At 51.8% G+C, this 14,366-nt stretch carries 15 protein-coding genes; 9 read left to right on the forward strand and 6 right to left on the reverse strand.

The features are described 5' to 3' along the window. Nucleotides 1-259 precede the first annotated feature (259 nt). The 4 genes from W02_RS08050 to W02_RS08065 all read left to right on the forward strand — a co-directional run bounded on the left by W02_RS08050 (nt 260) and on the right by W02_RS08065 (nt 1,920). The gene (locus W02_RS08050; protein ID WP_173046530.1) at nt 260-562 is read left to right on the forward strand and encodes a hypothetical protein; all 303 of its coding nucleotides are present in this window, start codon (nt 260-262) and stop codon (nt 560-562) included. 69 nt (nt 563-631) lie between these two features. Next, a complete protein-coding gene (locus W02_RS08055; RefSeq protein ID WP_173046532.1) occupies nt 632-826 on the forward strand; it encodes a hypothetical protein in 195 nt (64 codons plus the stop codon). A 278-nt stretch (nt 827-1,104) separates the two neighbouring features. Next, a complete protein-coding gene (locus W02_RS08060) occupies nt 1,105-1,611 on the forward strand; it encodes an orotate phosphoribosyltransferase (RefSeq protein ID WP_197742180.1) in 507 nt (168 codons plus the stop codon). Nucleotides 1,612-1,683: 72 nt separating this feature from the next. Next, nucleotides 1,684-1,920: a hypothetical protein gene (locus W02_RS08065; RefSeq protein ID WP_173046534.1), complete on the forward strand. Its 237-nt coding sequence runs from the start codon at nt 1,684-1,686 to the stop codon at nt 1,918-1,920. A 134-nt stretch (nt 1,921-2,054) separates the two neighbouring features. Here W02_RS08065 and W02_RS08070 read toward each other — a convergent pair whose 3' ends face one another. The 3 genes from W02_RS08070 to W02_RS08080 all read right to left on the reverse strand — a co-directional run bounded on the left by W02_RS08070 (nt 2,055) and on the right by W02_RS08080 (nt 3,946). Further along, on the reverse strand, nt 2,055-2,543 hold the full coding sequence (locus W02_RS08070; RefSeq protein ID WP_173046536.1) for a GNAT family N-acetyltransferase: 489 nt from the start codon (nt 2,541-2,543) through the stop codon (nt 2,055-2,057). Nucleotides 2,544-2,590: 47 nt separating this feature from the next. Further along, complete coding sequence (locus W02_RS08075; protein ID WP_173046538.1) at nt 2,591-2,851, reverse strand: hypothetical protein; 261 nt, start codon at nt 2,849-2,851, stop codon at nt 2,591-2,593. Nucleotides 2,852-3,289: 438 nt separating this feature from the next. Next, nucleotides 3,290-3,946, reverse strand: a complete 657-nt coding sequence (locus tag W02_RS08080; RefSeq protein ID WP_173046540.1) for an HAD family hydrolase — start codon at nt 3,944-3,946, stop codon at nt 3,290-3,292. Nucleotides 3,947-4,130: 184 nt separating this feature from the next. On the opposite strand from W02_RS08080, the gene W02_RS08085 reads away from it, so the two are divergent. Beyond that, on the forward strand, nt 4,131-5,297 hold the full coding sequence (locus tag W02_RS08085) for an AGE family epimerase/isomerase (RefSeq protein ID WP_173046542.1): 1,167 nt from the start codon (nt 4,131-4,133) through the stop codon (nt 5,295-5,297). Between the two features lie 506 nt (nt 5,298-5,803). Here the strand turns inward: W02_RS08085 and W02_RS08090 are convergent. Next, nucleotides 5,804-6,148, reverse strand: a complete 345-nt coding sequence (locus W02_RS08090; RefSeq protein ID WP_173046544.1) for a hypothetical protein — start codon at nt 6,146-6,148, stop codon at nt 5,804-5,806. A 720-nt stretch (nt 6,149-6,868) separates the two neighbouring features. Between W02_RS08090 and W02_RS08095 the strand changes: the two genes are divergently transcribed. Together W02_RS08095 and W02_RS08100 are read left to right on the forward strand one after the other, a co-directional pair. Then, the gene (locus tag W02_RS08095) at nt 6,869-7,039 is read left to right on the forward strand and encodes a hypothetical protein (protein WP_173046546.1); all 171 of its coding nucleotides are present in this window, start codon (nt 6,869-6,871) and stop codon (nt 7,037-7,039) included. A 226-nt stretch (nt 7,040-7,265) separates the two neighbouring features. After that, nucleotides 7,266-7,730, forward strand: coding sequence for a response regulator (locus W02_RS08100; protein WP_173046548.1), 465 nt, complete (start codon nt 7,266-7,268; stop codon nt 7,728-7,730). 236 nt (nt 7,731-7,966) lie between these two features. On the opposite strand, the gene W02_RS08105 is transcribed toward W02_RS08100, so the two are convergent. Together W02_RS08105 and W02_RS22080 are read right to left on the reverse strand one after the other, a co-directional pair. Further along, complete coding sequence (locus W02_RS08105) at nt 7,967-8,533, reverse strand: hypothetical protein (RefSeq protein WP_173046550.1); 567 nt, start codon at nt 8,531-8,533, stop codon at nt 7,967-7,969. 874 nt (nt 8,534-9,407) lie between these two features. Beyond that, the gene (locus W02_RS22080) at nt 9,408-9,959 is read right to left on the reverse strand and encodes a GNAT family N-acetyltransferase (RefSeq protein WP_173046552.1); all 552 of its coding nucleotides are present in this window, start codon (nt 9,957-9,959) and stop codon (nt 9,408-9,410) included. 465 nt (nt 9,960-10,424) lie between these two features. Here W02_RS22080 and W02_RS08115 point away from each other — a divergent pair, with 465 nt between their 5' ends. After that, a complete protein-coding gene (locus W02_RS08115; protein WP_173046554.1) occupies nt 10,425-12,167 on the forward strand; it encodes a PAS domain-containing sensor histidine kinase in 1,743 nt (580 codons plus the stop codon). Between the two features lie 6 nt (nt 12,168-12,173). Beyond that, nucleotides 12,174-13,577 (forward strand): sigma-54 dependent transcriptional regulator, encoded by a 1,404-nt coding sequence (locus W02_RS08120; protein WP_173046556.1) that lies wholly within the window; start codon nt 12,174-12,176, stop codon nt 13,575-13,577. Nucleotides 13,578-14,366 lie beyond the last annotated feature (789 nt).

Genomic DNA, 14,366 nt, shown 5'->3' on the forward strand with positions numbered 1-14,366 from the left:
ACGCCTTGGCTTGCGCCATGGCGCTGAATAACCCTCCTCGACATCCTTGACGCTGAATGCGGCCCCCCCTTGCGCCAAGTGAACTCCTCCTATTCCAAATCAAGACACATAGGTACTGAGCTGCCCTGGTTGTATTACGTAGTTCTATTTTCTACAATAGTCCGGGCGCTTGCATTTTTTGTCCGGTTGGGCCACAACCACGGTGCATGAGATCTTCAACCACGCCCTGTCGTTTCGTTGCTCATTTCAGAGACCGCCTATGATCGCACGCCATCGGAGCGGTACACGCGCGGATGTGGCGCCCTTCGCTCTCTACCTGATCGCATTCATCTGCGTCGTCGTATTCATGGACATGATCGGGGTCCCGATGTCTCTCTGGGATCTCACATGTCCGGACGATCTCTTTAGTCTGTCCATTCTGGAAGCCTTCGCCGTCGTCGCGGATACTCGTGTGCTCATTCCCTTCCTCTATCTTGTCGGTAGCGTGATGCTGATCAAACCCAGTTATCAACCGATTCCCTCACGTCCCCTATTTCATCCCCCTCTAGGTTTCTCCTCCTAGCCATCTAAGAGCGAAAGCGAGCCTTCTGGAGAGTGCGTATGGCCTCTCTCAAGCCACATCTATGGAGGTATGAAATTTATGGGGAGCATCAATGCGCAATTAGTCCATTTTGGAAGATGCATACGCGCCATCACCGAATGGCTGGATCTGAATCCGACTATGAACGCGGAAGATAAACTCATGCTCGAGAATTACATCCAGATTCTCCAACTGGCCTATGCGGGCTGGGGCAGACGACAGAGGGAAATGACACCGAGAAAATAGGAACCGCCATCGGACGCTATGAAGGTCGCGTCCTGCTCCGGCCGTATCTGCAGCAGTATCCGGATGCTGGCACGAGCCAGCCCCAAGCCTTATACCTCAAGGGCGCCACGATCACGCCCTTAATTCAGACTCATGCGCAAACGGGTGATCAAGCGTGGCGCACCAGCTCGTGACGGGAGAGCATGACCGGTCACGCTTAGCAAAGCGTAAACGAGGATGGAAATTTTATCTTCGTCCAAGCTATAAAGAGACCATGACGGATCACAGTCTCGCGTCAGATGTCAGCGCCATCGCTTCTCTGCGCGGGGAGTTTAGGCTTCGGTCTGGGCAAATCTCATCACAGTACTTTTGACAAGTATCAGTTTGAGGCCGATCCAAAGCTGCTTCGGCGGATCGCAAAGGAAATGATCATCCTATTGCCTCCAGAAAGCCAAGTTCTCGCTGGGTTGGAACTGGGTGGCGTGCCGATCGCAACAGCCATGTCACTGGAAACTGGAATGCCTGTTGTCTTTGTGCGGAAGAAAGCCAAAGACTATGGCACCTGCCAAGCCGTCGAGGGAGGGACTATTCGTGGCAAACGAGTGGTCTTGATCGAGGACGTTATTACTACTGGCGGAGCGGTCGTGGATGCAGCGAGACTTGTCCGAGAGGCGGGAGCAGAGATTATTGCGGTAGCCTGCGCTATTTGGCGTGGGCAAGGTGCGGCACGAATTGATGCATTGCCTGACATCCCTGTTTTTGCCGCGATGACAAAAGCGGATCTTACAAGAGGTGATAATAGCTAAGTTGCTTTCTTTCCGGCTGAACCTATACGGCTTCGCCGTACTCCACTGCTCCGGGATCAAGGCTATCTGGAGATGTTTCGTGAAGAGATTGCAACGGGGCAGCACCGGCGCCCGCAAAACTGGAACGTGCTCACGACCGCATTTGTTCACCATCCGACTGGTCTCGCCCAAGAACCGACGGACGTGGGCTTGCACCACATGGTCACCTTAGGAATCCCAGAGTCCGGCGTGGCTCGCGCCGGACTTCGAGCAGCACTGGCAGAAAGCGACAAAGCGCGAGATCCTCATGGAAATTGCGCGTCCGATTGAACATGACCCAGTGCGCAGTCCGCACATGGTGGCGGTAGCGTACAAGACTCAACAATCTTGGCCACAGGAGATTTACTCCCAAAGGGGGAAAAACTAGATGAAGAAGAAACCGGGTGGTCTCGTCCTGCTCGGGTTCAGAGATTCTTCTCCATGACGAAACAGGGCATCGTTCGCCCGGAGCTCAACGTGTGCATCTCCTGCCTCACAACGGCATATCCGTTGCGTTCGTAAAATGCCTTCGCGTTGACCGACGAATGCGTCCAAAGCCTCTTGCATCCGGCGTTCTTCGCGTCACTTTCCACGGCCCCGAGAAGTTTGGCTCCTAGCCCACGCCGCCCAAAGTCGGGATCCACATACACCGCACGCAGCTCGTTGGCTTGAGGGATGACTTCACTGAACCCCACGATTTTGCCAGACGCTTCGGCGACGTACATGACCTCGCCTTGGCCCTTACTTCCTACAAAACGCCCAACCATCTCGGGAGTAATCGGGAGGGAACCCCATTCCACAATGATGTCCTTAGAATAGAAAGGAGCGGCAGTGCCATGAATGGCTTTTCTATGTGCCTCGATAATCCCCTTGGCGTCCTGTTCTTCTGTTAGATTCGCACGTCTGATGTTCATGTCATCTTTTTGGCTTCGAGCAAACTGTCGCTGGATGGTTGAAGCCCTTACAAATCCATGAGTTTGCTCCCCTGGCTCGCAATGAGATGCTGAAAAGTCCCTTCCTGATCGCGCATATCGGCTCCCCTCGCATGACTGCACCGGGATGTATAGGCCACCGAGTATGCGAAGGCTGCCCCACACAATGCACGTTCGGGCCGCGTAAATTTTCTTCCAGCGGCTCCCTCGTAGTCTGAAACGAACTTTCTGGCCTCTTCGAGCGTCGGCGCCTGCACCGGATCATTGCGTCTCCAGTCGGCGCAGAACATATGGGCTGTCGTCCCGACAAGCGCTGGTTCCTGTTCCTTACAAAGGCTGTCCCAGTATCACTGCTGAGGTAGATCGTCTACTAGCACCCTGAGAGAGTCAAATTCTCGACCACCACGTTCGAGGGTGGCACTCTCTAACCGAACTACGAGGCCATATGCAGATTCTATTTTGCCGCAGTTAGTTCACTCTGTCCTTTTCTCCAAGTCGAGATACACAAATCTCTGCACCAGTTTCACGCGGGACTGAATCATTTGACATGAGCCCATCTCACGGCTAGGTTGTGCCGCCTGGAGTAATTGGGAATGCACGATATGGAAAGCACTCTATCCGAGAAACTGAAAGACTTCGACAGGGATATGGAGCAACTCCTGAAAGACTGGAATGCGCCAGGCGTCGGGGTGGATTGCGACGGAATCATCGGCTGCAGAGACGGCGCCTTAACTTGCAAGGAGGTTATTCAATCTGCGCATGTCGGCAAATACCAGATCAGCGCCGTGGTCTTTCAGACGTTCCTGATGGTTGGTATTACAATGCGTTCCGCCTGAGAAACCGAAGACCCTCATTCCCGCTGCTTTGGCGGCCTGCACACCCGGCACGCTATCTTCAATAACTACACACTGTTCCGGTGCATATCCCATTTTCCCGGCAGCGAGTAGAAACAGGTCGGGTGCCGGTTTGCCGCACTCAACCATGCTGGCGCTAAATAAATAGCGTGGGTCAAAATACTCTATGAGCCCGGTCGTGGTGAGTCCAAGCCGTATTTTATCAATGTTGCTGCTCGAGGCCACACATCGCGGAAGGCTCAATGCGGATAGGGTTTCCCTAATGCCATCGATCGGCTGAAGACTTGCGTGAAACTCCTTTAAGATGAGTTCCGTGACGCGCGCGGCATGATTCTCTGGCAAGAGAAAGCCGTATTCCTTTCGCATCAATTTAGAAGCTTCTTGTTCGGATATCCCCGTAAAGCGGTTTATGATCTCTTCCATGGTGATCGCGTACCCCAATCGAGCGAGTTCTTCTGCTTCGATTCTATTTGCGATGATTTCGCTGTCAATGAGGACACCGTCACAATCAAACAGTATGAGTTCACTCATGGGGCTGGTCGCATCGAGGAGTGACCGGGCTGTGCCCGGTGCATATACTCCGATTGTACACGAACACATGGGCTCCCGCCCCCACTATTGCCACCTCAATACGACCGTCTCGTCAAACGTTTGATGGCATGCCGACAGAAATGGTACTTATCCGTCCTCTGTGTTTAGAGGCTTGAGCACGCGCATGGATCAATCCAAAGACATTCTTGTCGAGAACATTGACTATTATTTACGCCGCATGCTTTCCATCTGTACCTCTCATGGCTGGGACAGACTTAATAAAGGTTTGCACGAAAGATTGACCGCCGACCATGTACCTCTTCAGTTTCAGTTCCGCCGACTGACGGTATGTGGGCGTCAGCTGTTTGTATTCAGTCATGCTGCGTGTGAAGGCCTACTGGCCGGCGATGCGAAGCAACATGCAGAATACATCTATCGTTACATGCGAGACTATTTTTGGGATCATACCCATGGCGGTTGGTACAACATGCTCGACGTTCATGGCAACGTATTCGATGACCGAAAGGATTTGTATAGCCACGCGTTTGCCCTGTTTGGTCTCGGCTACTACTATGAACAAAGTGGTGACTCGGGTGTCTTGGAGTTCCTCACCGCAACAGATCAAGTCATTCAAAACCATTTTGCCTTAGCCCGCGGGTGGTACGCATCAAGATGCTCGCGCGATTGGAGTCAGCCCGATTGCGTATTGCTTCAGAACCCACACATGCATCTCTTTGAGGGATATGTCGCCGCCTATCGAGCAACACAAAATGTCATATACAGGGAACGAGCCAATGACATTGCAAGGTTATTTCACGCTCGTATTTTCGAAACCGGTCACGGCGTGATCTTGGAGTATCGCACTGAGCAAGGATTGCCTGACCCGGTTCGAGGTTATATTGTGGAACCTGGCCACCATTTCGAATGGTGTTGGCTTCTTCAGACTGCGAATCAGACGCTCGGTGGTGAAGAAATCGCCATCGCTTCCCAGCTCTCCTTAGAATTGTTCGACTGGGGTTTCCGAAACGGTTGGGACCAAGATGAGGGTGGAATATTTGATGAAGTTGGATGGGATGGGACCGTCCTATCTGACACAAAACGCATTTGGCCGTTTACGGAGTATGTGAAGGCGAGAGCAGTGAGATTTCTCCAGACCGGGCATTCATCTGACCGCACTCACATGATTGCCGGTCTCGAGTTTCTGTTTCGCTGGTATTTAAAATCAGATGGAAGTTGGAACGAACGCCTGCGTAGAGACCTGTCCTGTTACGATTCGCAACTGCCCGCCACCACCTGCTACCACATTTTACTTTCACTTACAGAGGCACGCCGTGCCCTGCTTTTGACCTAGGAATACGAACACACCATGCCGACACGAACGCGTCTTCATCAAAGTACGCTCTATTACTATGAAACCCACGGCTCTCTGACCGTCAAGGGGCTCGTTCTACTTGATGTCCTTGTCATACTTACAAATACGGATAGAAACGGAGAGTCTTGGTCATCTTGTATTCGTAGTACGCCTGGCAGGAGTCATTGCGAGCTTTTAAGTTTCCCTTCACATGACTGGTCGCACCGGTAAGAAGAGGAGTCTGAGGAGAGATCTGATCGAAAAAGCCGCGTCCGGCCGGCAGGCAACTCCAAAGCATTTCGGTTACGGCGTTGTCTTCGCCGAAAAACTCTGCTCGCGGGATAAAGAACGTGTGAGACCAACTCAGTTCTGAATGGGACCACGCAAACTGCGAAATGGTCGTACGCGCCCCCGCCCGCATGCTGAAGCGGTGTTTGCGTACTGCCTATCCGGCGAGTACCATCAAAAGACGATCTCGTTTTCGCCAACTGCGTCGCATTGACTGATTAAATCAAACACAAACGAAGAATGGGCTCGCGAAGCGAGATGCTGATCGAAATGCTGCGCGGCTTGCCGTCTCCTTCATTATCGTTGTACAGAAAGCGATTGCCTGTTGTGCGGACGTACGATTGCGTGATGCCATTAGTTCCTGCCGCGGAGAAATACCCGATACTGATTTCGACAGGTTGCGTGACAGGCAAGTTCGGATCGGCCGTGATGAGCGTCGTCAAGCTCTTGCGTTTCAGTCGTAACGCATTACGGTTGGGAACCTGATTCGGCCAGAAATAGTTCCTGCTCCTATTGACTGAAGCCCAGAGTCTGATTCCTTGCTCGCTAGTCGTCTGTTGCATCCGTATGGTTCAATTTCTTTTCGTGCCATAGGTGAATTCACAACCACCCAGGGGAGCTCAGAATCTCAACCGCATATTCGTATCGCTTGGGGATGGCTCCAAGGAAGTGATCGAGCGTCGAGAGAAACTCAGCCGGAGCTATGCCAGTGCGCTGAAACTCGAAGATGAAGGATCCGGTGTGCTCCCGAAAGGCTGCATCGAACGGCGCAAGGAACCATGTCCTTCCTCAAATGCGTCGCCGCGAGCTCTTCCATGGCCTTCAACGAGGCAATACGCGGGCTGAAAGGATGTTCGATTACCCGAGAGACAAAACATCGTGTTGGCAGAGCAGCATTTCCCTTGCCAGAAATGCGGGGGATCCATCACCACTTCACAAGAGACTCCGCGAAACTCTGAGTATTCAAAGGCATGGGTTCTGCATAATCCCTGACACATCCTGCTAGGTCTCGGGTGATCTTATGACGCGATCCTCCTTCGACATTCTGCCTGTCTGCCTTCGTGAATATCAACGGAACCACTCCATAGGGAGAGCACTCACGTATTGTCGTTGTTGAGTGTGGACCGTCTTCCTTTTCAACTTGCACATCCCCAATCAGGCGCCGTGCCTAGGGGGCCGACATCCCCTCAGCTTTTGTGAATGCAATGGCGTTGTAACAAAGAGGGAATCCGTCTGTAACGCGCTGCCGGTACACTATCAGCGTCATGAGTGAGGAGGCGAATATGACGCGACACCATACCTGGGAAGACGAATTGGCGTATCGGCGCACCTTGTTTCCAGCGGCTCTGTTGGGCGATCAAGAGGCTCAAGTAGAACTGAAGAGAGAGTTTCATGTCCGGATCTCCAGCGGAACCAAGGAGCAGTCGCCGGGACGCGAGGAAGTTGCGTCATGAATGACTACCGACCCATTCTCTTGATTGAGCGAACAGTTCGCCACATCAAGCCGGTTCACTATCCTTTTCGGGGCTCTTGGACAAAATCCTTGCGGCGCGCACGGCGCCGGATGAAGCAGCTCAAGTGGATCAGAAAAGCAACACAACTCTCTCAGTATTCAGACAGGGAAGACCCATTCATTCGGAGGAATCCTTCATGACGAGATGGCGATCAAAGGAGGTCCCCATGTTGACGAAACACGAGTCTCATTCCATATCAGTCCTGCTCATTGATAGCCACCACAGGGAACGGCGATACTACGCGGACTGTCTCAAGGCGGCTTTTTCCGACTACCATATTGTTGAAGCAGCGACCGGTCAACGGGGAATTGAGCATTTTCAAAGTTCCCCCCAGACTGATTGTGTGGTAGTAGAACTCGATCTCCCGGATATGTCGGGCTATAAGGTGCTCATCGACCTTGTTCCTGTTGCCTCCTCACCCGCTATTCCAGTGATTATCCTCACAAGACTGACGAATCCGTTGCTGTTGGAGCTCGCGATGAAAACTGGTGCGCAAGCCGCGTTTCGAAAAGTCTCAACGTCCGGCGAAATAATCGACTCGGCGATACGGACCGCAGTAGCGGCAGTACCAAGACGGGTCAATTTTTCAGACTTGGGCCAGCGAATTTGCCGGTCTGCGACGTTCACCTGACGGGCACGGATCCTTTGGTCGTTTATGTCGTTTTGGTCGTACGCGTACAGCCTGAGAGAGGCCCCTCCCCTTTTGTCGTGAATGTCGTAACCCCGGTGGGGAGCAAGCTGGGTTCCTGACCACGACAGGGCTCCTATTATGAATGAATGTCAGTCGGGAAGGGAGGGGGAACCTATGGGAGCCGTGCCCTAGCGAGAATCCGGACTGAATATGGCTTCGTTGGTGCAGTGGAAGAATTAATAGGGCGTAAGCGAGAGCGACCCGGATCGATCTCGGAGCAGGCGGTTGAGGAGGGTGAGTACGGGCGTAGCCTTATCTAAATTGAGGGAACCCTGTGCGGCAGAGTGGCGTAACAATCTGAGCGCCTCCTTGGCATATTCTTTTCGTCTCGTGTGATCAGCTTTGTCCGCGGATTTCAACGATTGCTCGAGCAGGAACGTAATATCATGCACGTCACGTTGGGTCTGATCACTCTGTGGCTCGATCGCAGCCTGTTTCAACACATTCTCCATATCGTGGAGTCCCTCTTCACGAGCGGAGGAGACTTCCCCCATCGCATGGGGAGGACATACCAAGAGCACCATCATCACCACGCTAGTAAGCAGTATTTTGGCGATAATGCCGTCCACGTGGGCCTCAAACTCGTTCATAATCGGGGGATTGACTCGTTCCACGGGTGAATAGTCCTTCGTCTGATACTCAAGTTTCAGCATCTGTTGTGCGATCTCGTCTCCCAATGCCGCCGCCTGTAACAGAGTTCTACGAGATTCCCCGGACTCCTGGGGTGTGTCGCGGTGTTTCATGTAACCCCCATCTCTCAGCGATGATTAGCTATCCAGATCCTGCATTTCTCGTATCACGACCGGATTGCCAAGTTGTTAACTGCCGGTTTCCTTTCGGTGCAGCTCCGTCATCCTTGCTGACAAACCATTGGGCTGTGTTCGTCGATCGTGCTCCAGTTTCTCAGTACGACCTAAGATCTGAAGGCCACCTGTCACCTGGGAAATTACAGATCGGCTGGGTCGCCTGGCGGGACAACAGTAGTTTCTTGAACTCCGAAGGACGGAGCATCGATGTCTGCTGGTCGAATGACTCCACTTACCAGTAACAGCATGAGCGCCTTCTGCATGCGCTGGTGCCGTTCACGAAGCAGTCTTCGCCGTGTTATCGGCTCCCCCTCAACCGACGGCTGAACCGGCTGAGCTGAATGTACGGGCATCACCTATCGACCATTCTGCCAAATGGAGTCACTGTCTGCAGCTGGTCGGGCGACACACGTCGTGATGAACCTGACGACTGCTGACAAGTTAGCCCCTCATTCGCACATGATTCTTGTTCGCTCCGGCCGTGAAAGGTTCATTCATACTTACCAAAGTACTGGAGAGTCTCAAACTTCTTTCGTTTATTACACCTTGGCCCTTTTATCCATGTAACCTGCTGCGTGGATCCACAGCCTGCTCACTGGGCGATTTGGGAAAGAATCTCAGCGGGGAATACCGATGGTGGCAGTGACTGGCGTAGAGGTTTCTCTGGCCGATTATGTACGCCGAACAACCTCACCTGGTGAGAAGTTATATAAGCAATGGAAGGGTAAAAATATCAATGCTGACCGCTTAGTGTGGGGAAACCCCCTTACCTCACCGACTATTTAAAAGCCTCCTGACTCTCCTCCTGACTCTATTGTGAGCCGGGCGCCTTGACGGCTGCGTAGCAAAGACAATCACGCGGTGATTCGCTCATGCTGGGATGAACCAGCCACCTTCGGAGTCTGCCTTCCAATTGCATTCCTACACTCTCTAGTAAACGTGCAGATGCGATGTTATCCACGTCACAAACCGCCCAAATCCGATACACCTCGGGATGACTCATGGCCCACCGCACCAAGCCGCCGACAGCCTCGCCCATGAGACCTCGCCGCCAAAGTCGCGGCACCAGAACATAGCCAATGTCGACGGAGTGCTGCGTTACGCGCGCCTCGAGCATTCCCGCGAACGAGCCATCGCTCTTGAGCCACAGACTCCATGGAAACGCTAAGCGCTTCGTCCAAACATCCTCGCAACGGCGAAAAAACTCCTCGGTCTCTGCGACGCTACGGTGAGGCCGCCACATCATGTAACGCGAGACCTCCGGATTCGCTGTGTAACTCTCGAATGCGGAGGCAGCTTCGGCAACCGTGGCGGGCCGCAAGTAAAGTCGCTCCGTCTCCCAGTTGGCTGGAGGTTCAACCATGGTCGGTTAACACGATGCGGTGCTCAACTTCTCAAAATCCGTAAGACCGATTCGAACATATAGAAACAATAGAATCCTTTAAACGCTTGCCGACCAGGAAGATCCGACGTGTCCAGCTCCATGATCATGCTCTTCCATGCGGCATTGGGATCATGGATCGCCAGATTGTCTGTTTTGCCGTTCGGTCCTTCGAAGTAGCGCTTGCACGACTGCAGGATGCCAGCATCCCAAACCGTCCCCTTGCCATTGCCTCGCTCAATTCTCCTCGAGCACTCCTTCGCGAAGTGTCAGCTGAAGCCGCCCGTGAAGGCTTGTCTGGCTGCCTCTCAGTCGACTTTGCCCGTCGTGTCTGTCCAGGTCTCCTGCCCAAGTCCTCGCAGAATCCCGGAGGATATGCAGTCACCTCTCAACGTAGTGACTCGGTATGCGCCCATCTGGGAACCTGCCCAACTTGGATCGTTTCTTATGGATGCTCGGGCAGCCCATTCAGACACCGTTGTTTCCTCGCTCATTCAGCGGCAATCCGCGCTGATACTACCCGTCCAAACCAATAAGTTTGCGTTGACTGATCTGATGTTGAGGTATAAGACAACCTTGACATCTACGTTATCTATCCTCAAGCGTAATCGGACGCCAATGCGTTTATTTAATGCGATCGTTGCCTCCACGTTGCTTTCGGCCGTCTTGCTCGTCGCCTTGGCTCTGATCGCTGTAAAATTCGTGGATCGAATGATAATAGAAGAAGCCGCTGCGCGCCATCGACACGCCGAATTTCTATTGATCGCCAGCGTAGTGAGCAAAGCCATTAATGAGCCGGTGCAAATCGCAAATAGCGAACGCATGAAACCCATCCTTGAAGAGATACAACAATTGCGGGCAGGAATCCGTGGATTGGAAATCTTTCAACTCACGCCACATGGCCCTCGATCGCTCGTAAAAACCGGCGCTGACCTGGGAGGATTTATTTCTCAAGAAGAAATAGAATCTATTCGCAGCAACAATCTCGTTGCGCACTTCGACGATAGCGACACCGATAGGGCTTGGATCCTTACGGCTCCGATCCGCTCTAACGGAACGATCATTGGAGCTCTCCACGGAAGATTTTCTGTCTCGAAATACGATAGCTTGATCAAATCACAGGAAACAATCGCTAAACTGGTCGCCGTCGGAGCCGTTCTCATCACATCTTTGACAATGCTTCTGCTCGTCCGAGTCCATCTCCATCGTCCTCTCGCTCGTTTACTCAACGTCATGGAACAGGTCCGAGCTGGACGTGTTGATCTGCAGGCAGCAGTCACTGGTCCTTGGGAGGTTCGCCATCTGGCCGCCAACTTTAACCAGATGATGGCTCAACTTCGCACAGTCATCTCTGAGAGAGAAAACCTGCTTCATGAAATCCAATCGCTGAATGCAAGTCTTGAACACAAAGTATACGAAGCCGTTCAACAATTGGATAAAGAGAGGGACAGCGTGGCAGAGGCTAAATTGGCGGCTCAACGTAATGGCAATTTAGCCGCTCTGGGCGAAGTCTCGGCGATCATGGCTCATGAATTGGGAAATCCTCTCAATGCCATTTACGGACGGCTCCAATTAATAAAGGATAGAGACCTGCCGGAAGATAGCCTCCGGCACCTGGGGGTTATCAGGACACAGGTCTCACGCATGACAGACGTTATACAACACATCCTTAAATCAACCCACATCGACACAAATCCATCTGCTATCCAGATTAATGAAGTCATCCGGGAGGTGTTAGGCCTACTTCAGGAACCTGGCATCAAGATCGTGACTGAACTCTCACCCCACCTCCCTCTCATCGCGGCGAATAAAACTGTCTTACATGGAATGCTCTTGAATCTTGTCACGAATGCCGTACAAGCCATGGACCATGAAGGCCAGCTGAGACTGACTACCAGCATGGGCGAACAAGCGCCACTTGAGGGGGTCATCCTTGTCCAAGCAATGTCGGTCTCTCAGCCAATGGTGCGAATTACCGTTCAAGATTCTGGAATCGGCATTTCGCAGGATATGCTTACCAAGATTTGTGAACCGTTCTTCACCACTCGTCATGATCAGGGCGGGACTGGTCTTGGCTTAGCAATTTGTCGACGGGTCGTGGCAACCCTCGGTGGACAAATGACCATAGAGAGTTTGATCGGACAGGGCACCACCGTTACAGTGGATCTTCCCCATTTGCCGGAGGCATAGCGGACAATGGCATTGAGCGATACGCACATACTGGTAGTCGACGATGATGAGGAGAACAACGCGTTGCTTGCAGAGGCATTATCCCAACGGGGTTACAGGACGACAATGGCTTCAAATGGACATGAAGCTTGTCAGAAAGCTAAGCAGGAAAGATTTAGTTTGATCGTGTCGGACATCCAAATGGGGGCATTGTCGGGAATTGAACTGCTCAAGTGGCTTCGAACGAACTCCCCCGAAACTCCTGTTATTCTGCTGACCGCCTTTGGTTGTGTGGAGATTGCCATAAACGCAATGAAACACGGAGCGTTTGACTATTTGACCAAGCCGATTAATTTGGAAGAATTATTTTTGATCGTGACTCGAGCGCTTGAGCACGAGCGACTAGTTCGGGAAAACAATACGCGCAAGACGGCGTTGAGTCCGTCTCTCAACGTTAGCCAGCGCGTTCAATTTGGATCGATCGTTGCTCAGAGCCGATCCATGGTTGAGATATTCAAGACAATTGGAAAAGCCGCACCAACCAGAGCTTCGCTCCTCATTTATGGAGAGACGGGGACTGGGAAGGAACTGATCGCTCGATCTCTCCATGAGAACAGTGCACGATTCAAAATGCCTTTTATTGCGTTAAACTGTGCGGCCATACCGGATAACCTCTTAGAAAGTGAACTCTTCGGCCATGTCAAAGGAGCGTTCACTAATGCGCTGCACATGAGGCGCGGTCTATTGGAAGAGTCAAGTGGAGGCACCCTATTTCTGGATGAAATCAGTGACCTATCTCTTGCCAGTCAGGCCAAACTGTTACGAGTCTTACAGGAGGGAGAAATCAAACGTTTAGGCAGTAACTTCAATATCAAAGTCGATCTTCGGCTGGTCTCGGCATCCCAACTCAATTTGGCAGACTTAGTCAAACAGGGACGCTTTCGTGAGGACCTATTCTATCGTCTCAAAACCATTACCGTTACAGTTCCCCCTCTTCGAGAGCGCATAGACGATATCCCTTTGTTAGCCGATTTGTTTCTAGCTCGGTATGGATCAGCAAAGAACATTACAGGGTACACTCCTTCGGCTCTCTTGCGGCTTCAGCAATATCACTGGCCGGGAAACGTTCGAGAATTAGAACACGTCGTCGAAAGAGTGGTCACACTCGCCCCCGGTCCCATTATCTCTGAAGAGGATCTACCAGTTGAACTTCATGATAGCGTAACGCAGATGAAATCAATAGAACATCAACGGCCAGTTGCCTTTGCACGACGCAAAGCCGCCCATATCACTCGAGATGAGTTACTTGATACGTTGAAAAAAACCTTCGGCAATAAGGCTCATGCTTCGGAAGTCTTGGGAATCAGCCGTTGGGCTCTTAAGCGTTTGCTGGAGAAACACGCTCTAGAGGAACGTACTTCTTGGAAGTAATATCTCTACCACCATTTCACCACTAGATTTCTCTCTACCCCAGCAAACCGCACAATCACGCACTGTGCGTAATGTGATTCACACCTGCTTCGCACAAGAGCCAACCTACTCCACAGAAAAATTCTTGAGCTATAGAGGGGCTTTTGCTGGCACAAAATTTGGAATGCTTGAGCAATTTGTAATGCAAGTATTCCAAACCGTTTCTGAATATTCATGTGTTGAAGTTGTGTCTAATGAGCAGCTCCTTTGTTCACTTGATGCTGAAATTGCGAGGCCCTCGCAATGACATATCTTGTCTTCCTTCCATGTTTTCCTCGACAACTATTGAAGCCAAAGCCTGCTAACCATTCCTAGCGCTCGTTAATTCGAGAGAAACAGCAACAATCAATGGTTAAACATAGTCCTGTGTTAGCCGAGTTTGAGAAAAGCATCAAGGCTCTTGCGCAATTGCTCAACCGCGATCCAGATCTAGATGATGAGGATCGAGTTTCCATTGAAAATCATCTGCAGATCGTGCAAATGGCATATACCGTCTGGACCCATCGAAAAGCGTCACGAAGCAGAAACCCTCATGGATGATTCGAAGTGCCCACACTAAGATTGATCAGTATCTGTGAGGTAGTATGAAACTCACGAGTACGGTATCTCATACGGGCAGCGATTGATTGATGAGCAAAATACCCCAACATCATCCTGAAATAAGCGATCATGGCTTCATCGAGACCATCGTGCGTCGTATGTAACGGATCGAAGGTTGTTAGACAGGCTTTCATCGCGATCAGGTCCAAA

The sequence above is a fragment of the Nitrospira sp. KM1 genome, assembly GCF_011405515.1.
Classification (GTDB): Bacteria; Nitrospirota; Nitrospiria; order Nitrospirales; family Nitrospiraceae; genus Nitrospira_C.